The sequence below is a fragment of the Hymenobacter sp. M1-2 genome (assembly GCF_057808495.1).
This window is the reverse complement of record NZ_JBTYZO010000027.1, coordinates 68,536-85,837: the sequence shown is the minus strand read 5'-3', so window position 1 is coordinate 85,837 and position 17,302 is coordinate 68,536. Positions and strand designations below refer to the sequence as shown.

Below are 17,302 nucleotides of genomic sequence, written 5' to 3'. Positions count from 1 at the left end.
CTCCTTTTTTCAAGGAGGGGTGGCCGCAGGCCGGGGTGGTTGACTAGAGCTAGAAGACTAGAGTTAGTAATCGTGTAACGACTTTACCACCCCGGCCTGTGGCCACCCCTCCTTTTTAAGGAGGGGAGTTAATTCTAGCTCTATTTTCTAAATACCTTCGCCTCCTCACTCCTAGCTTCCAGCTCTTAGCTCCTCCCCAAAAAATGTCTTTTCTCAAATCTGACACGCCGCTCGACCTTGTGAAGCACCTGCTGGTGATTGGCTTGGTCACGGCGGCGCTGGTTTTCGGATTCTTTTTCGTGTACCTGCCCCTCACCACCAACCACGGCGAAACCATTGTGGTGCCGAAAATAACGGGCATGAACCAGGCCGACCTCGAAGACTACCTCGACCAGCGCAACCTGCGCTTCTACGTCGATGACAGCTCGTACAACCCCGGTACGCGTCCTTTCACGGTGCTCAACCAGGACCCCGCGCCCGGCGAGAAGGTGAAGGAAGACCGCAAAATCTACATCACGGTGGCCATGAAAAACCCGCCCGTGATTAAGATGCCCAAGCTCACGGACGGCTCGGTGAAGAATGCCCAGATGATTCTCAACAGCTACGACCTTACGGTGGGGCAAATCAAGCTGGTGCCCAATATTCAGCAGAACGCGGTGCTGCGGCAACTGGTAGGCGGCAAAGACATTGCTCCCGGCGCGGCCATCGCCAAAGGCACCAAAGTAGACCTCGAAGTGGGCGACGGACTCGGCAACCAAGAATTCCCGGTGCCCAACCTTGTCAATATGCCCGTGGATGAAGCTACTACCCTGCTCGGCGGCCAAGGCTTGCAGCTAGGTGAGGTGTTCTACCAAGCCGCGCAAAACGGCGAAGCCGACGGCACTGTGGTAAAGCAGCGCCCCGTAGCCACCCCCGGCGCCACCATCCGCATGGGCCAGCTCGTCGATATCTGGGTGGTGGGCCAGGCCCCAGTGAAGAGCGTGGAGTAGCCTAATGCACAGAAAATAGACCGTATTTCCCCGCCCGTTTGGTGCTACACAACCACGCGGGCGGGGAATTTTTCTGACATACGACGCCGGTTGCAACGCTATTTTTTCTTAGTCGATTAAAATCTTATGTCCTACCAGCACGTTTGAGGCAGGTATCTTAATAAGATATGAGACTTCGAGACATAAGAAGTGAGACTCTTTTTTGTTTGAGAAACGAAGAACAGCCAAGAGCATTCGCTTGCCTTGTATTTAACATCTCACAGCTAAGGTCTTATGTATCAACGTCTCGCCCTCTCACCTCTTACTTTGTTGCCCATAATGAGTCGGAAACTTCTACGTCTGTCCGTTATATCGTTGCTGAGTTTACTGCCGCTGGCTAGCCGCGCCCAGCTCATTCAGCCCTTAACCAACGACCCGGGCCGCGCCGTGCTGCCGACGGCCAAGCCCGCCGCTACCGCGCAGCGGGGCCAAGCCCTCACGCTGCCTTTTTTCGACGATTTCACTTCGCCCCTAGACGGGCTGCCCAACTCGCAAAGGTGGGAGCAGGCCGGCGGCGTGCTCGTCGGCAACCGGCTGCCGTTTGAGCCGCCCACTCGCGGAGCCGCCACCCTCGACGGACTGCGCACCAACGGCACGGAATATGGCACCGTCAGCGGCTCGGGCTCCCTCGACACCCTGGCCTCGCAACCCATTGACTTGAGTGGTAGCACGGCGGCGGACCGCCTGTACCTTGGCTTTTACTGGCAGGCCGGCAACATCCTCAGCGCACCTTCCAGCAGCAGTTCCTCGTTTACGGTGGCTTTCCAGGTGGAATTCAAAGACAACAACGGGAATTGGCAGCGCGTTTGGCAGCAACGCAACACCAGCAACACGCGCACGGCTTTCCGCCGGAAATTCCTGGCCATCGACCAGGCCCGCTACTTTCACAACAACTTCCAGTTTCGCTTTCGGGCCATTGGCAACCTGACCCGCAACCTCGACGCCTGGAGCGTCGACTACGTGCGGCTCGCGCCAGTTCGGCAGGTATCGGATTCTCTGTATCAGGATGTAGCCACAAGCAGGCCGCTGAGTAGCTTATTGGCCCGCGGCACGGCTCTGCCCGTGTGGCAGTACAACGCCGCTGCAGACCCCACCAGCCAACTCAACCCGGCCACTTTCACCACCATCAACAACCTGTCTACCACCAACATTCCCGTGCCGGGCCAGTGGCTGGGCACATTGCGGGTGCTGCCTGCCGGGCCGGTGGCCCCGTTCAGCACCACGCCGGGCTTCGTGCTGAGCAGCCCGCAGTTTCAGGCCCGCGTGGAAGGCAACCTGCGCACGAGCCCCGTGCCGGTTACGCCCGAAGCCAAAGTTATCCGGCACCAGCTTGCCCTCACCACGAACGAACAAAACACCAATCCGCTAACGCTTGCCAACGATACTATTTCGCGCCTCACGGAGCTGAACAACTATTTCGCCTTCGACGACGGCACCGCCGAAGCCACGGTCAGCGTCCGTCCCCCCGGCCAGGCTTCCAACTTCTACGCCCTGCGCTTCGACCTGAACAAACCTGATCAGGTGCGCAGCATTCGTATTTCGCCAGCCTTCCCTAGCGCCGCCCGCCGCCGCATCACGCTGAACGTGTGGGACGCAGACCCAGCCAACAACAACGCCCCCATGGCGATGCCAAAGCAGAGCGTGAGCGTAACGCTGCCCGACTCGTTGCTGCCGGGTCAAACGTTCTTGGAAGTAGTCTTGCCGACGCCGGTGCCGGTCAGCGGCCAATTTTACGTGGGGTACGGCCATGGTCCCATCGTGACGCCGCTCAGCATCAACATCGACCTGAACAACGTAACGCCGCCGGATGCGTCGTGGCAGTTTACGCAGGGCTTCTGGGAGCCGCTGGTCACGGCGTCGCTGCCGCTCTACGAAGGGTGGGCCTTGATGCTGCGCCCAATAATGAACAACAACGTGCTGGCCGTGGCACCAGCTTCGGTAGCCGCAGCCTACGCTGTTTATCCCAATCCTTCGGCCGATGGTCGGGTGCAGGTGCAAGGCCGCTACGCCAAAGCGCTGGTACTCGACGCGTTGGGCCGGGTGGCTTGGCAGCAACCCCAAACGCAGCACGGCCAGCCCACTCTAGACTTGCGCGAGCTGCCAGCGGGCCTCTACCTGGTGCAACTCACGCTGGCCGATGGTCTGACAGTAGCCAAGCGCCTGGTGCTGACAAAATAAGTGAATGAAGCTGAACCAGAAGGCAGCCAGTTTGCGTGGTTTTCTTCACCTTTGCTTTTAAGCAGTGTTTTCTTCATCCCCCCACTTACCACTAGTATGCCCGACATCACCCCTGCCGAGCTAAAGCAGCGCCAGGCCGCTGGCGAAAAGCCAATCATCATTGACGTGCGCGAAACTTGGGAAAACGAGGAAGGCCGCATCGACGGCAGCCAGAACATTCCGCTGGGCATGCTGCCGCAAAAGCTGGATGAAATGGAAGATCTGAAAGACCAGGAAATCATTGTGCATTGCAAGGGTGGCGGACGGTCGGCCTCGGCTAAAGCCTATCTCACGCAGCAGGGCTTTACGCAAGTACGCAACCTGCTAGGCGGCTTTCAGGCCTACCAGCAAGCCTAGCTTTCTTTCCATAATTCTTATCGAAAAGGCCACGCTCTACTTGAGCGTGGCCTTTTCTATTACAAGTCAATCAGTTGTGATTTCGCATCGATTTTAATTGGACACAACTAAACATTGCGCAACCAAAGCTGGTTTGTCTGCTGAATTATGGTAAATAGCTCCACTCCTTCCACTCATAAAGACTCGGCTCTAAAGCTGGAAAACCAGCTTTGCTTCCCACTCTACGCAGTATCCCGAATGCTGACCAAGGCCTATCAGCCCTACCTCCAGGCCCTGGACCTTACGTATCCGCAGTACCTCGTGCTGCTACTGCTCTGGGAGCACACAGAACTGACGGTAAAGGAACTCGGCGACAAACTGCTGCTCGATTCCGGCACGCTCACGCCGCTGCTCAAGCGCATGGAGCAAAAACAATGGCTCAGCCGCCGCCGCGACCCGCGCGATGAACGGTCGGTTTTGATTGAATTGCTGCCCGCCGGCCAGGCGCTACATAAGCCAGCCTGCGCCATTCCCGAGCAGATATTTGCCAAGCTACAGATGGAGCCCGCCGAATTTGCGGCGCTCCGGCTACAGCTCAACACCTTGCTTACCCAGCTGACTTAGTACAGCTTTTTTCACTTCCACTTTTCTCTCTTTCTCCGATGAAAATCGAAAAAGTCTTCACCGCGCAAGCCAAGGCCAAAGGCGGCCGCGACGGCGCCGTAACTACCGACAACAACGTGCTGAACCTCACGCTGAGCACGCCCAAGGAAATGGGTGGCCCCGGTAAGCCCGGCACCACCAATCCAGAGCAACTTTTTGCCGCTGGCTATTCTGCTTGCTTTGAAGGCGCTTTGGGGGTAGCTGCGCGCCAAGCCGGCGTGAAGCTCGAAGGCGTAACGGTTGAAGCCTTCATTGGCTTCGGTAAAGCAGAGGATGGCGGCTACGGTATTTCCGCTGATCTGCACGTGAACATTCCTGGCGTAGAGCAGGCGCAGGCCGAGCAGTTGGTAGAAGCCGCTCACGGCATTTGCCCCTACTCGCGCGCTACCCGTGGCAACATCGAGGTGAACCTCACTACCACAACCAACGCCTAAAGCCGCCTAGAAGCATATCCAGTCATCCTGTGCTTGCCAAGGAATTTTGGGTTTGAACGATAGCCGTTTCTTCCCGAAGTTTTCCTTGACAGGTGCAGGATGACTTTTTGCTTTTCACTAGTTTCTGTCTGCAACCAGAATCGCCAACTCCACTAGCCAGCCGCCCCCGAAATACAGCTACAGCGGAGATTTAGGTCTTTTGACTTTTCTTACTCTCGAATCATTAGCCGCCCGTCGGGTGCGTAGCGCAGTTCTGCTAACTCTACCAACTCCCGCAGCAGCGCAGTAACTGCCGTGGCCTGGCCAGGCGCGAAGTGAGTTAGCACCTCGCGTGGTGTTTGCGACGTGGCTTTCAGTAAGGTCAGCAGTTGCTCCCGAAGTGCGGACGGCGTGGGCTCTTGTCTGGCTTTCTTCTTGGCAAGGCAAAAGTCGCAAACGCCGCACGCGGGGGCATCTAGCTCGCCGAAATACTCAAGCAGTAATTGCTGGCGGCAGCGCCCGCCTGCTGCATACCGAATAACGGACTCCGTTTTGTGGCGGGCCAGTTCCCGGCTTTGGTTGAGGCGCTTTTGGTCCAGGGGCAGCTTGTCGGCATCGTGGCGCGGGGTCGTGAACAGGGCCTGCGGCGAGTCGTGGCGGGGCTGATACTGGATGATGCCGGAGCGGTGCAGAAACACCAGCATTTTGCGCACATCGGCCACGCTCAGACGCAAGTGCTGGGCCAGGCTGTTTTCGGAAATCCGCTGAAAACCTGCAAACAATTCCCCCCCGTTGAAGCGCAGCAGACTTTTGATGAGCTGGTCGTGCTGGGCATTAGCCACCTGAAATCGATACAGGTCGGTGTGGTCGATGGGGATGTACACGCGGGCAGGGTTGTTGACGGCCTCGTTCACCTGCACAAATCCTTCCCGCTCCAACGTCCGTAGGCTGTTGTGCGCGTCTAGCGCCTTGATGCGGTAGGTTTCCGCGAATTGCTGAATATCAAAATCAAAGGCCACCAACTCGCCGCCACCCACGGCCGTGCGCGAAAAATTGGCCAGCGCCTGATACACTCGGCGCACCGTGTCGAGCGGCGGATAAGCTTGCTGGGTGCGGCGGCGCAGCTCGTCGGCATCGTTGGGGCCTTGCAGCAGCACGGCAAAGGCGTACTTTTCGTCGCGGCCCGCGCGGCCGGCCTCTTGGTAGTAGGCCTCCAGGTTGTCGGGCGCCTCGAGGTGTACCACCAAGCGCACGTCGGGCTTGTCGATGCCCATGCCGAAGGCGTTAGTCGCCACCATGCAGCGCAGCTTGTTTTGCATCCAATCCTGTTGGGTGCGGGTGCGCTGCTCGGCGGGCAGGCCAGCATGATAAGCCGCCGCTGCTACTCCTTGCTGGCGCAGGTAATTGGCCGCATCCTCGGTCTGGCGACGAGTGCGGGCATATACGATGCTGGTTTTATCGGGCCCCACGCCGCGCACCACTTCCAGCAGCCGCCGCATTTTATCTTCCGTGCTCAACACCGAGTACGAGAGATTGGGCCGCGCGAAGCTCTGTTGGAAAACCTGGTGCGCAGTGCCAAACCCTAGCTTCTCCACAATATCGGCCCGGACTTGCTCGGTGGCCGTGGCCGTGAGGGCAATGCACGGCACGCCCGGTAGCATTTCGCGCAGCTCGGCAATCCGCAGGTAAGGCGGCCGGAAATCATAGCCCCACTGCGAAAGGCAGTGCGCCTCGTCGACGGCCAGCAGACTCACTTTCATCTTTGCTATCCGCGCCCGAAACATATCCGTTAGCAGCCGCTCCGGCGAAACGTACAGGAACTTCACGGGCCCATACACGCAGTTATCCAGCGTCTGGTCGATTTCCTGGTGGCTCATGCCCGCGTACACCGCTTCGGCCTTGATGCCGCGCTTACGCAGGTTTTCCACCTGGTCCTTCATTAGCGCAATCAGCGGCGATACCACTAAACAGAGGCCGGGCCGCGCCAACGCTGGCACCTGAAAGCAGATGCTTTTGCCGCCGCCCGTGGGTAGCAGAGCCAGCGTATCCTGCCCCGCCAGCACCGACCGAATAATATCTTCCTGCAACGGCCGAAACGCGGTATGGCCCCACGTTTGGCGCAATACGAGCAGAATATCGTCGGTGGGGTGCAGCACTTTTGTAGCTATAACAAGGCAAGCGGCAAAGGTACTGTTGGCTTACAGAAAACTACGGCGGCTTTTGCTACTAGGCACAGAAACGCTGTTGCTTGTTGCTGCTATCTGGTCTCCAATTCCCTAGGCCCACCACACTCACTGGCAACTTTTTCTATACGCTATTAGACTACAGAATAGCACACTCAGTAGGAGAATTAAATTGAAACAAAAGAAGATTTATTATTTTTTATCAATCAATATGCTCCTATATTGTGGCCCATCTCCTTCTCTCCGCCCTCCAATAAGTCTAACACACCTTAAAATCTAACTAAATTCGAGTACCATGTCCCTCTCAACTCTCACCTCAGTAGTCGGCTAGCTCTTTCCTATGGATCTACAACTACTCACTGAGTCCCCCACCCTTGCCATATATAACGATGTCGAGAACGGCTGGCTTTATATTGACTGGCGCGGCGACCTTACCTTGCCTATTGTGCAGGAAGGATGCATGAAAATTTCCAAGTACTTCCTGCAAGGCAATTACACCAAGGTCCTCAACGACAACACCAACGTGATGAACTTAACCGCGGATATATCTCCGTGGCTTGCCAACGAGTTCCTACCCTATATTGTGGTGGGGGGCATGAAATACATTGCGTGGGTATACTCCCCCAATTTAAGCACCCAGCACTACACCGAAATAGCGCTGTTCGAGTTAGAGTCGCCGGTTGTAGCGCTATTTTCCGATACTGAATCAGCTTGCAGCTGGCTAAAGACCGCTAAGTTCAAGCCGCCTGTTTCGCCAGCAGTGGAAGAAATATACAAGGAGAGGCTAATGCCTATGCTAAAGGCCCGCGAGGATACCGGAAATCTTATCAAAGCCCTAGAAAACCGGCTTTTTTCGCCTGAGCCTGCACCTTCTCCAAATTCGGTTGCCAAACAATAGAAAAGCCCGGCTCCTTGCGGAGCCGGGCTTTTTGCACGTAAGGATAGAGATAGATAAGTAAGACCGAGCTTAAGCAGCGGCAGCCGTCTGACCATTCTCACGGTCTTCAATGGCTTTGCGCAGTTTTGCAATAGCCTGCGTGGCGCGCTCCTCATCCAGACGGTTGATGTTGAGCAACATCTTGGTCTTCTCCGGGCGAGTGATAACGGGGTGGTTCAGCAGACGAATGATTTCTTCTTTCTGGGAAGCCGAAGCGTACGTAGGAGTCGGAGCTTCGGCAACAACTGGCTCAGCAGGTACTGCTTTCATGGGCGCTGGCGCAGCAGCAGCTACAGCGGCCGGAGCCGGAGTAGGCGCAACCGTCATGGCGGGCTGGGCAGCAGGCGTGTTACCACCGTACTCCATTTCTTCAGCCGGCGTAGGCTCGTAACCCGCAGCCCGGATGATCCAAGCCAGAATGTTACGGTATGCTTTGCCGATAGCCCGCGTTTGGGCCATGCTCATGATGGCAAACTCCTGGTAGAACTTCTTGCCCTGCTCTTTATTGGAGCAGATGGCGAAACCTGCGCCTACTGTATGGCCCGAACGCAGATCAAACAGCGTCACTTTGGCTTGGTATTTCAGCTCTTGCTCCGTCGATACGTTGATGACATGGTCTACGATGGGTACGATGCCGAGGCGTGAGCCCGCGTACTGCCAGCCTTCTACGTTCACGTAGTCTTTGCCCTGCACATTGGTGCTGAGCTTGTTTTCCTTAATGAACTTGGCCAGATCAGTGGCCAGATGCAACGTTTCGTCGGAGCGCGAGATATCGTAGCTCTCAACTTTGGTCTTGCGAACCGGCTCTTTGATGGTCTTGGTTGCTTCGCTCATGGCGTTCTTTCGTTAATGTCCTGTAGTACCGTTTTGTGTTCTGAGTATGTAACGCCTCAGCCCCCACAAAGGTGCAAAAAATCGGAAATTTTTGATCATTTTTTATTACTGACCTACAGGTACTTACAAACTTAATTTCCAAAATTATTAGTCGACTAACTTTTTTAGGTTTCACTGCCATATCCGAGGCCCTCTGAAGACCTCAAAACACGAACGAAATGCTGACCGTTCACGGACAAAAAAATAACCCCTTGCTCCGTTCCGGTAACGGAGCAAGGGGTTTCGCTTAACGGTCCGGGTCGTAGGTCGGACGCGTTGCCAAGATCAGTAAGATAGCGGCACCGATTCTAGGCACTGCTGGGCTTCTAACGGCTACGGTGGAGTATAGGTTGCCTAGCTTCCCATCCATAACCCAACTCATGTGGCTCCATCACTCAAAGTTTAAACCCTGAGCAATGGAGCCGCATGAGCATTGCTGAAGCCACATCAGTTGGGGCCTTCCCAGATATGGCCGTCTTTCATTGTAATCTTCCGGTCGGCCATTTCGGCTAGCTGGTTGTTGTGCGTCACGATGACGAACGTTTGACCTAGCTCCTTGCGAAGCAGGAAAAAAATCTGGTGTAGCTCCTGCGCGTTCTGCGAGTCGAGGTTGCCGGAGGGCTCGTCGGCGAAGATGATTTGGGGCGAGTTGATAAGGGCGCGGGCCACGGCCGTGCGCTGCTGTTCCCCGCCGCTCATTTCGTTGGGCTTGTGGTCGGCGCGGCGTTCTAGGTTGAGCATGCCCAGCAACTCCCGGGCCCGCACGCGGGTTTCCTTTTCCGAGCGGCCCGCCAGATAGGCCGGTAGGCACACGTTTTCGAGAGCCGTAAACTCGGGCAGCAGGTTGTGGAACTGGAAGATGAAGCCAATGTGGCGGTTGCGGAAGCGGGCGAGTTCCGAGCGTTTCAGCGCACTCACCGACTCGCCTTCGAATAACACTTCGCCCGAGTCTGGATTGTCGAGCGTGCCGAGAATATGCAGCAGAGTACTCTTGCCAGCGCCCGAGGAACCCACAATAGACACGATTTCCGACTTTTCTATCGTCAGATCAATGCCCTTGAGGACTTCCAGCGTATTGTAGCTTTTACGAACGTTGATGGCTTGCAGCAAAATAGAACCAGGTGAAGTGAGCCGGAGTAAGGGAAACAAATCTACAGTTTGCCACGCAGATTACGCAGCCCAGCCGTATTTCGGCGGCGTCAATAAACTGGCCTACTAACGCGCATACGATATGGCTAGTTTTACTCAAATTTAGGCTCCTGACTTCCTCTGATAGCGCTGCGCATGACCATGGCTGTTTTTCCCTCTACACCTCGCTTTTCGCGGCCCTTGTACCTGCTGTTGGCAGTAACGGTGTTGCTTGGAACGGGTACAGGCTGGCAATTCTGGCGCAGTCAGTCGACCTCACTCCCGGCAACTAATGTCCCTTTTGCCCAAGTAGTCCGCTTGAAAGGCGTCAACTGGGTGGGTTCCGACTCGCTGTCCAGCCAAGACATGGAGCCTTTGGTGCGGGCGCACGTCACCTGGATTGCCCAAACGCCTTTTGGCTGGCAGTCTGGAGCCGCTACGCCGGAAGTGCGGATGCACACCGGCAGAGGCAGCCGCAATTACTGGGGAGAAAGTGACCAGGGTCTCGTTCTTACGGCGCAACGGGCCCGGCAGCGGGGCATTCACACCCTGCTTAAGCCTCATTTGTGGCTGCACGGCTCCTGGCCCGGCGAGATACAGATGACTTCAGCTACTGACTGGCAGGTCTGGTTCGCTTTTTATTCAGTGTTCCTGTTGCACTACGCCCAGCTGGCCGAAGCCAGCGGCATGGAGGCGCTATGTATCGGGACGGAGCTGCAACAAACAGTGACGCACGAAGCTGAGTGGCGCGCCCTGATTCGGGAGGTGCGACGGGTATACCACGGGCAGCTCACGTACGCGGCCAATTGGAGCGGCGAGTTTGAGCAAGTGCGTTTCTGGGACGCGCTGGACTACATCGGGATTCAGGCGTACTTTCCGCTCTGCCAAACGGAGCGGCCCGCTAAAGCTGCTTTGCTACAAGCCTGGCAGGAGCCGTTGCGTCGCATCATGGTGGTGCAGAAACGATTTAAGAAGCCAGTCATTTTCACTGAAATCGGGTACAAGACCACGCCCGACGCGGCCATTCAGCCCTGGGCCTGGCCCGACCGGCAGGCCACTCCCACACCCGCAGACGAGGCAACGCAACGCGTTTGTTACGAAGCGTTATTCGAGACGTTCTGGCCGCAGCCATGGTTCGGGGGCTTGTTTGTGTGGAAATGGTATCCGGGGTTGCAACCCAATGGCTCAGCCCACCGTCACCTCGACTTCACGCCTCAGCACAAGCCTGCCGAGCAAGTAATGGCAAGCTGGTACGGCAAGTGAGTTCGTTTTTGGTTGTTCGTTTTTGGTTGTTGGTGAACTTGGTCTAAGCTGTTGGTTTACGCTGGGCAAGACCGGCATGTAGCATTGCGCTTCGTTCGAGCAAAACGTATAGTCTCTGAGTTGATACTCCATGCCGCCGCGTGTAAGGATAGTAGCTACTTCCCACAAAGAGTCAAGGACTAGCAGCTAACAACGAACAACCAAAAACTAACAACTCTTTTCTGCCTACTTTCGCGCCTAGTAAACCACCCCGAACCCCTCTTAACCGACCTCTATGAACATTCACGAGTATCAGGGCAAAGAAATTCTGAAGCGCTACGGCGTACGCGTGCAGGAAGGCATTGTGGCCGACACGGCTGAGCAGGCTGTAGAAGCTGCCAAGAAGCTGACCGAAGATACCGGCACGAGCTGGCACGTTATCAAGGCTCAGATTCACGCCGGTGGCCGCGGCAAAGGGGGCGGAGTGAAACTCGCTAAAAACCTGGAGCAAGTACGTGAGCTGGCCGGTCAAATCATTGGCATGCAGCTCGTCACGAAGCAAACTGGCCCCGAGGGCCGCAAAGTACACAAGGTGTTGATAGCCCAGGACGTGTACTACCCTGGCGCTTCCGAGACCAAGGAATACTACATGAGCGTACTGCTGGACCGCACCGTTGGCCAGAACGTTATCATCTATACCACCGAGGGCGGCATGGATATCGAAGAGGTGGCCGAGGCGCACCCCGAGAAGATTCATAAGGAGCACGTAGACCCGCGCGTGGGTTTACGCCCCTTCCAAGCCGCCAAAATTGCCTTCAACCTGGGCCTGACCGGCGCGGCGCAGAAGGAAATGGTGAAGTTCGTGCAGGCGCTTTATAAGGCCTACGACGAAACGGACTCGGCCATGTTCGAAATCAACCCCGTCCTGAAAACTTCGGACGACAAGATTCTGGCCGTGGACGCCAAAGTAACCCTCGACGAAAACGCCCTCTACCGTCACAAGGACTTCGTGGAGCTGCGCGACACCAACGAGGAAGATCCGCTGGAAGTGGAAGCCTCGGCCTCGAACCTGAACTACGTGAAGCTTGATGGCAACGTGGGTTGCATGGTGAACGGCGCCGGCTTGGCCATGGCTACCATGGACATCATCAAGCTGAGCGGCGGCGAGCCGGCCAACTTCCTCGACGTAGGGGGTGGAGCCAACGCACAGACCGTAGAAGCCGGTTTCCGCATCATTTTGAAGGACCCGAACGTGAAAGCCATCCTTATCAACATCTTCGGGGGCATCGTGCGCTGCGACCGGGTGGCGACGGGCGTGGTGGAAGCGTACAAGAACATTGGCGACATCAAAGTGCCCATCATCGTGCGTTTGCAAGGCACCAACGCGGAAGAAGGCGCCCGTATCATCGATGAAAGCGGCCTGAAAGTTTACTCGGCTGTCCTATTGAAAGATGCCGCTCAGAAAGTAAAAGAAGTGCTGGCTAGCCAAGCATAAACTGCTGGTTAATTTCAATGTAAAAATAGAAGGCCCATCCAGAAACTGGATGGGCCTGTTGCGTTTCGAGGCTCCTTACAATGTCTGTCGTCCTAATGAAGAAAGAACTTTACTTACGTTGTTGTGCCTGAGCGGCTCTTGGAAGCCCCGGAGGGGCGGCATGTCGGTAGCTATGTTTCAACTGTCGTTGTAAAGCCCCATCGGGGCGACACGCTGCAATGTAGGTGTCGCTCCAATGAGGCTTGCTTGTTCTTGAATTCGGTTCTTTTACTGATGTGCCGCCCCGCCGGGGCTCACCAACCGGCTCTGCAACTTGGTTTGGAGGTTGCTACAGCCTACACTCTCTGCATAAGTGCGAAGTGCCGAGGAACAACGGAACAGCTATTAGCAAGCAGCCTTCTTCATGTTGCGGATTTCCCAACGGGCATCAAGCAAGCCAGATACCAGCTGGGCGAACTGCACGAAATGGGCTTCATCTTCGGCTGTGAAGTCCCCTTCGTACTTGTCAGAAAGTTGCAGTAGGCCCCAATTCACGCCTTGCGCATCGATGATGGGGGTGGCTAGCCAGCCGCGCATGGGCGGGTGCCGGCCGTTTTCGATACCGAAGTCCTTCCATTCCGGGTGAGCTTCCAACTCGGCTTGGGTGAGGCGCACGGTGTAATTGGCTCGTAGCAGCCAAGCATGAATGCCGTAGCCCACGGCCGACGTGTCGTAGGCCTTCCAATCGGCGTACTTCTCCGACAGAGAGAAAAACTTGCGCACGTAACGCCAGTCTTGCTGTATCACTACGGCTGCGGCGGCCTGATGCGCCCCAATGAGCTTGCGCACCAGCTCCACAGCCCCACTGAGCACGGCGTTGGCGTGCTGCGCAAACTCCTCGTCGATGGCATCGGGAGTGGGCATTAACGGATTAGGCGTGGCGCCTGTCACGGCGTTGCGCGTGTATATGTTGGCAGAGTTAGCGTCTTGGGACATGGCAGGAATTGTTTTCGAGGAAGCTCTTCTGCTGCCAACTTAAGCTTTTCCATTCACTCGGGTGCGTGCCATTCCAAGTCCAGCTTAGTCATGTCATTGCCCAAACTTAAAAGTCTGGCTACTGAGCGGAACTGTGTAGCACGCAGTAGCTAGACCACGCCAAACTTTTCGAATACTTCGAAAAAGGCAACGTCCCGCTAGGCTAGAGCCAGACGGGACGTTACCGTTATGGTCTATGACTGCATCACTCAGCGAGGCAGCCTAAATCTGGTCTTTACGAGGCGACGCCACCTTTCTCGGCTACGCCGTGGTTTTCTTCAGCTTGCACCGGAATCGCTTCGCCTTGTACGCGCAGCTCCACTTCCATATTACCACGAGTGCCTACTGAGTAGGGGCAGATAGTATGGGCCTGGCGCACCATGTCAACAGTTTTATCGTGGTCGAATGCCTTCAGGTCGACGTCTAGAATGGCAGAGAGGCCGTAAGCTTCGCCTTCCTGAAACAGCGTCACGGAGCATTTCACTTCAGTTTGCGGATCGAGCTTGTCGCCGGCGCGTTGAGCAATGACGAGCAAGGCCTGCTGGAAGCATGAGGCATAACCTGCCGCGAACAACTCTTCCGGGTTGGTGGCGCCTTTCTTACCGCCCAAGCCTTCCGGCACCGACATATCCATGTCGATGACGCCAGTGGCAGAGCGTACGTGGCCGCTGCGGCCGCCTACGGCCGCAGCGTCGGCGGTGTAGAGATTCTTTTTTTCGTTGGTAGCCATAGAAAAAGTTCGGGGTGTGAGCTTAGATTAACTGCTTTACGAGCCGGAAGGTTGTGGTCGGGCCGAACATGATTTTGCAGAAAATGCCACCTTGGGTTTTGCGCGGCGGCTTTTTCTCTCTAGTTTTGCCCCTCCTTACCGGGTCGCGTAGTACAACGGATAGTATGGGAGTCTCCGAAGCTCTTGATCTAGGTTCGATTCCTAGCGCGACCACTAAAAAGCCCTTTAGCGTAATGCTGAAGGGCTTTTTTATTTAGCAGCTAAAATATCGCTACTGATCTATCTTATCGTCAAAAAGTAAATTCTCCCTGAAGCGAGTGCTCTGGATTGAGCACTAAATTGGTTAAGTCGGAATATAAAGCAATCTTGCTGTTCAAAGGTAGCTGGAATAGCTATCCTCTCTAACGCTACTTCATGTGAACACCACTCGTAAGAGTGACGCTCTGGCTTCCAGCCTCTATTTCCTTTGGATTGTCATTTGCCTGGTGATACATATAAGCTACAACCTGGAAGACGATAGCTTTACGCCACTCGCTAAGCAGGCCCTAGTGCCTATGCTTATGTACTGCTTCTCCTTTACTCTTTCAATACTATTAATGGTCGGTTTCGGAATCTTCATCCGAAGCGGCAAAGTATGGGCAAAAGTTATTTTCATCTGCTATACCTTCTGGACTGTGTACGACACCTCGTTAGCCTTCCCTCAGATGGTTAGTGACGCCTTTCGGATTGCGAAGGACCTATTTATAATTGTACCTGCTATTATTACTACCGCCGTGCTTCTACGAGGCCTTTTCACCCGCCGCTCGATTACTTCTATTGCTCAAGGATAGCTGGCACAATTTCTAGACAAATCCACTTCTTCACATGAAAGGCTTTATTCAGGTAACCATCGACAGAGTCCCGAAACTTATCAGTTTGCGTGCGATAGCTACGGTCAGCAAGAATCTGGTTGGGTCTGGCTCCCAATTCCTTTTGTCTCTGCAGGATCAAGAAGGCAATCCTCAAAGCATGTCCGTGGATCAGTCGTACGAGGAAATACTGGACCTCATCGACAGAGCCAGCTAAGACGCCACGTGCCAGCGGCGGATAGCTACGAACTGCCATATCGGATTCGGATAAGGGCTGCATTTGTGGATCCTAGTGCTTTCTTGCCAACCTCTACCGGCGCACTCCCGTTTGCTAGAACGTTCATCAACCTGCGTTTCAGCTATGTGTGGCCGTTATACTTTCATCACGCCGGCTCCGGCCATTGCGGAGCGCTTTGGCGTGGTGCTGCCGGAAGCGGCGGCTCCCAACTACAATGCGGCACCTTCGCAACGGCTGCCCGTCGTTACGAATACCGCGCCGGACCAGGTGCAGCTGTTTCAGTGGGGGCTGGTGCCGGCCTGGGTGAAGGAGCGTGGTGCCGGGCCGCAACCCATCAATGCCCGCGCCGAAACTTTGGCGGAGAAACCTTCTTTTCGGCAACTGCTGCAGCGCCGTCGGTGCCTGGTGCTGGCCGACAGCTTTTACGAGTGGCAGCAAACCGGCGGAACTAAGGGCCCCAAAACACCACACCGTATTTTACTCCAGGACGAGCAGCCCTACGCTTTTGCTGGCCTCTGGGATGAGTGGGTGGAACGCTCCACGGGCGAAGTGCTGCCCACTTTCACCATTATCACCACCGAGCCCAACTCGCTGATGGCCCGCCTGCACAACCGTATGCCAGTAATTCTGCCGAACCGCGAGGCGGAACAGGCTTGGCTCGATGATGGCGTATCGCCGACCGACCACCAAAGCCTACTGCAACCGTATCCGGCCAACCTCATGCGTGAGTACGTGGTGAGTACGCTGGTTAACTCGCCCGCGCACAATGACCCGTCGGTGCTACTGCCGGCGGCGTAGCGCCGGAGTTGGGTTGCTTGCGAATGCCATTTCTAGCAGCGCGAGGAATCTGGGTTGTTTCTCAGCTAGTGCTCCTAAATTCCTTGCGCTGCCTCGGCATGACACTCTTATGTGGGCTTGGCAGCTACTTAAATTACCCGTTCAAAAGAGGTTATATGATTGAAAAACAAAGTTTATATATTATAAAAAACAGATTTACGAGATTATCTATATCTATTGTTGACCTTGTTACGTATCAGGCTCCGAGACTCAATTTTCCCTCTTACTCCTACTCTCTCCACCATGTTCAAGCAACTCCTTTCCATCGCCGCACTAGCACTCCTATTCTCTGCTGGTGCCGCCACCACTTCGCTGGCACAAACCAAAACGAAGTCGGACGAGGAAAAGACCAAGACTAAAGACGCCGAAATGACCACCAAAACCAAGGTGGATGACGACGGCAAAATGAAGGTGAAAGCCGAAGCCAAGGATGGCTCGAAAATGAAGGCCACCGCCAAGCCCCGCAAAGGCGCCGACATGAAAAACATGCAGATGAGCAGTGATGCCGCTACGTCGCCTTCCTCCACTTCCACCTCAACGACTACCACTACTTCGACTTCTACGGGTGTGATGGTGGGTGGCGCCATGATGACGCCCGATAAGGACATCGTTGACAACGCCGTAGGTTCTTCGGAACACACCACCCTGGTAGCCGCCGTGAAGGCTGGTGGCTTGGTGGAAACCCTTAAGGGCGCGGGTCCTTTCACGGTCTTTGCTCCTACCAATGCTGCTTTCAACAAGCTGCCCGCTGGCACCGTGAACACGCTGGTGATGCCCGAGAACAAGCAGAAACTAACTACCATCCTGACCTACCACGTGGTGCCCGGCCGTCTGATGGCTGCCGACCTGACCAATGGCCAGACGCTCACCACTGTGGAAGGCGAAACGCTGACTGTCATGAAGCAAGGCAATTCAGTGATGCTTAAGGACGCCAAAGGCAGCATGTCTACCGTAACGATTCCCAACGTGGTATCGAGCAACGGCGTGACTCACGTAGTTGATACCGTTCTGATGCCGACGAAATAGCTGAATGGCTTAATGGTTGTTTAACGAACAGTTAGAACAACCAGCCATCTAAGCATTTTTTATTGAAAAGCCTGCTTCTCCCGAAGCAGGCTTT

At 55.5% G+C, this 17,302-nt stretch carries 16 protein-coding genes and 1 tRNA gene; 11 read left to right on the top strand and 6 right to left on the bottom strand.

The window, feature by feature from the left end:
- Positions 1–203 precede the first annotated feature (203 nt).
- From ACYSMN_RS21785 to ACYSMN_RS21765, 5 genes are all read left to right on the top strand, one after another.
- Positions 204–989, top strand: a complete 786-nt coding sequence (locus ACYSMN_RS21785) for a PASTA domain-containing protein (protein ID WP_488926032.1) — start codon at positions 204–206, stop codon at positions 987–989.
- A 318-nt stretch (positions 990–1,307) separates the two neighbouring features.
- Positions 1,308–3,206 carry a T9SS type A sorting domain-containing protein gene (locus ACYSMN_RS21780; protein WP_488926031.1) on the top strand — a complete coding sequence of 633 codons (1,899 nt, stop codon included), beginning with the start codon at positions 1,308–1,310 and terminating at the stop codon, positions 3,204–3,206.
- Positions 3,207–3,302: 96 nt separating this feature from the next.
- The gene (locus ACYSMN_RS21775; RefSeq protein ID WP_488926030.1) at positions 3,303–3,602 is read left to right on the top strand and encodes a rhodanese-like domain-containing protein; all 300 of its coding nucleotides are present in this window, start codon (positions 3,303–3,305) and stop codon (positions 3,600–3,602) included.
- A 237-nt stretch (positions 3,603–3,839) separates the two neighbouring features.
- The gene (locus ACYSMN_RS21770; protein WP_488926029.1) at positions 3,840–4,205 is read left to right on the top strand and encodes a MarR family winged helix-turn-helix transcriptional regulator; all 366 of its coding nucleotides are present in this window, start codon (positions 3,840–3,842) and stop codon (positions 4,203–4,205) included.
- Between the two features lie 38 nt (positions 4,206–4,243).
- Positions 4,244–4,678: an organic hydroperoxide resistance protein gene (locus tag ACYSMN_RS21765; protein ID WP_488926028.1), complete on the top strand. Its 435-nt coding sequence runs from the start codon at positions 4,244–4,246 to the stop codon at positions 4,676–4,678.
- 209 nt (positions 4,679–4,887) lie between these two features.
- Here the strand turns inward: ACYSMN_RS21765 and ACYSMN_RS21760 are convergent, their stop codons facing one another.
- Positions 4,888–6,813, bottom strand: a complete 1,926-nt coding sequence (locus ACYSMN_RS21760; protein ID WP_488926027.1) for a RecQ family ATP-dependent DNA helicase — start codon at positions 6,811–6,813, stop codon at positions 4,888–4,890.
- A gap of 367 nt (positions 6,814–7,180) precedes the next feature.
- Between ACYSMN_RS21760 and ACYSMN_RS21755 the strand changes: the two genes are divergently transcribed.
- Complete coding sequence (locus ACYSMN_RS21755; RefSeq protein ID WP_488926026.1) at positions 7,181–7,738, top strand: hypothetical protein; 558 nt, start codon at positions 7,181–7,183, stop codon at positions 7,736–7,738.
- Positions 7,739–7,807: 69 nt separating this feature from the next.
- Here the strand turns inward: ACYSMN_RS21755 and ACYSMN_RS21750 are convergent, their stop codons facing one another.
- Both ACYSMN_RS21750 and ACYSMN_RS21745 read right to left on the bottom strand, forming a co-directional pair.
- Positions 7,808–8,611: a hypothetical protein gene (locus ACYSMN_RS21750; protein WP_488926025.1), complete on the bottom strand. Its 804-nt coding sequence runs from the start codon at positions 8,609–8,611 to the stop codon at positions 7,808–7,810.
- A 486-nt stretch (positions 8,612–9,097) separates the two neighbouring features.
- Complete coding sequence (locus tag ACYSMN_RS21745; protein WP_488926035.1) at positions 9,098–9,760, bottom strand: ABC transporter ATP-binding protein; 663 nt, start codon at positions 9,758–9,760, stop codon at positions 9,098–9,100.
- A gap of 336 nt (positions 9,761–10,096) precedes the next feature.
- Between ACYSMN_RS21745 and ACYSMN_RS21740 the strand changes: the two genes are divergently transcribed.
- Complete coding sequence (locus ACYSMN_RS21740; RefSeq protein WP_488926024.1) at positions 10,097–11,041, top strand: glycoside hydrolase family 113; 945 nt, start codon at positions 10,097–10,099, stop codon at positions 11,039–11,041.
- A gap of 274 nt (positions 11,042–11,315) precedes the next feature.
- Entirely contained in the window at positions 11,316–12,515 is a 1,200-nt protein-coding gene (gene sucC, locus ACYSMN_RS21735; RefSeq protein WP_488926023.1) for an ADP-forming succinate--CoA ligase subunit beta, read from the top strand.
- 384 nt (positions 12,516–12,899) lie between these two features.
- On the opposite strand, the gene ACYSMN_RS21730 is transcribed toward sucC, so the two are convergent.
- Together ACYSMN_RS21730 and ACYSMN_RS21725 are read right to left on the bottom strand one after the other, a co-directional pair.
- Positions 12,900–13,490 (bottom strand): GAF domain-containing protein, encoded by a 591-nt coding sequence (locus ACYSMN_RS21730; RefSeq protein WP_488926022.1) that lies wholly within the window; start codon positions 13,488–13,490, stop codon positions 12,900–12,902.
- 274 nt (positions 13,491–13,764) lie between these two features.
- Positions 13,765–14,259, bottom strand: a complete 495-nt coding sequence (locus tag ACYSMN_RS21725) for an Ohr family peroxiredoxin (RefSeq protein WP_488926021.1) — start codon at positions 14,257–14,259, stop codon at positions 13,765–13,767.
- 141 nt (positions 14,260–14,400) lie between these two features.
- Here ACYSMN_RS21725 and ACYSMN_RS21720 point away from each other — a divergent pair.
- Positions 14,401–14,472 (top strand) — tRNA-Arg (locus ACYSMN_RS21720).
- A gap of 600 nt (positions 14,473–15,072) precedes the next feature.
- On the opposite strand, the gene ACYSMN_RS21715 is transcribed toward ACYSMN_RS21720, so the two are convergent.
- Entirely contained in the window at positions 15,073–15,363 is a 291-nt protein-coding gene (locus ACYSMN_RS21715) for a hypothetical protein (RefSeq protein WP_488926020.1), read from the bottom strand.
- A gap of 105 nt (positions 15,364–15,468) precedes the next feature.
- On the opposite strand from ACYSMN_RS21715, the gene ACYSMN_RS21710 reads away from it, so the two are divergent.
- Together ACYSMN_RS21710 and ACYSMN_RS21705 are read left to right on the top strand one after the other, a co-directional pair.
- Positions 15,469–16,143: an SOS response-associated peptidase gene (locus ACYSMN_RS21710; protein ID WP_488926019.1), complete on the top strand. Its 675-nt coding sequence runs from the start codon at positions 15,469–15,471 to the stop codon at positions 16,141–16,143.
- A 516-nt stretch (positions 16,144–16,659) separates the two neighbouring features.
- Positions 16,660–17,208 (top strand): fasciclin domain-containing protein, encoded by a 549-nt coding sequence (locus ACYSMN_RS21705; protein ID WP_488926034.1) that lies wholly within the window; start codon positions 16,660–16,662, stop codon positions 17,206–17,208.
- Positions 17,209–17,302 lie beyond the last annotated feature (94 nt).

What these genes read in the sequence shown, in the direction of transcription:
- ACYSMN_RS21705 (WP_488926034.1), top strand. Translation starts at nt 16,660, where the DNA reads ATGAAAAACATGCAGATGAGCAGTGATGCCGCTACGTCGCCTTCCTCC.
- ACYSMN_RS21765 (WP_488926028.1), top strand. Translation starts at nt 4,244, where the DNA reads ATGAAAATCGAAAAAGTCTTCACCGCGCAAGCCAAGGCCAAAGGCGGC.
- sucC (WP_488926023.1), top strand. Translation starts at nt 11,316, where the DNA reads ATGAACATTCACGAGTATCAGGGCAAAGAAATTCTGAAGCGCTACGGC.
- ACYSMN_RS21770 (WP_488926029.1), top strand. Translation starts at nt 3,840, where the DNA reads ATGCTGACCAAGGCCTATCAGCCCTACCTCCAGGCCCTGGACCTTACG.
- ACYSMN_RS21730 (WP_488926022.1), bottom strand. Translation starts at nt 13,490, where the DNA reads ATGTCCCAAGACGCTAACTCTGCCAACATATACACGCGCAACGCCGTG.
- ACYSMN_RS21750 (WP_488926025.1), bottom strand. Translation starts at nt 8,611, where the DNA reads ATGAGCGAAGCAACCAAGACCATCAAAGAGCCGGTTCGCAAGACCAAA.
- ACYSMN_RS21785 (WP_488926032.1), top strand. Translation starts at nt 204, where the DNA reads ATGTCTTTTCTCAAATCTGACACGCCGCTCGACCTTGTGAAGCACCTG.
- ACYSMN_RS21710 (WP_488926019.1), top strand. Translation starts at nt 15,469, where the DNA reads ATGTGTGGCCGTTATACTTTCATCACGCCGGCTCCGGCCATTGCGGAG.
- ACYSMN_RS21725 (WP_488926021.1), bottom strand. Translation starts at nt 14,259, where the DNA reads ATGGCTACCAACGAAAAAAAGAATCTCTACACCGCCGACGCTGCGGCC.
- ACYSMN_RS21775 (WP_488926030.1), top strand. Translation starts at nt 3,303, where the DNA reads ATGCCCGACATCACCCCTGCCGAGCTAAAGCAGCGCCAGGCCGCTGGC.
- ACYSMN_RS21715 (WP_488926020.1), bottom strand. Translation starts at nt 15,363, where the DNA reads ATGGCAGTTCGTAGCTATCCGCCGCTGGCACGTGGCGTCTTAGCTGGC.
- ACYSMN_RS21755 (WP_488926026.1), top strand. Translation starts at nt 7,181, where the DNA reads ATGGATCTACAACTACTCACTGAGTCCCCCACCCTTGCCATATATAAC.
- ACYSMN_RS21780 (WP_488926031.1), top strand. Translation starts at nt 1,308, where the DNA reads ATGAGTCGGAAACTTCTACGTCTGTCCGTTATATCGTTGCTGAGTTTA.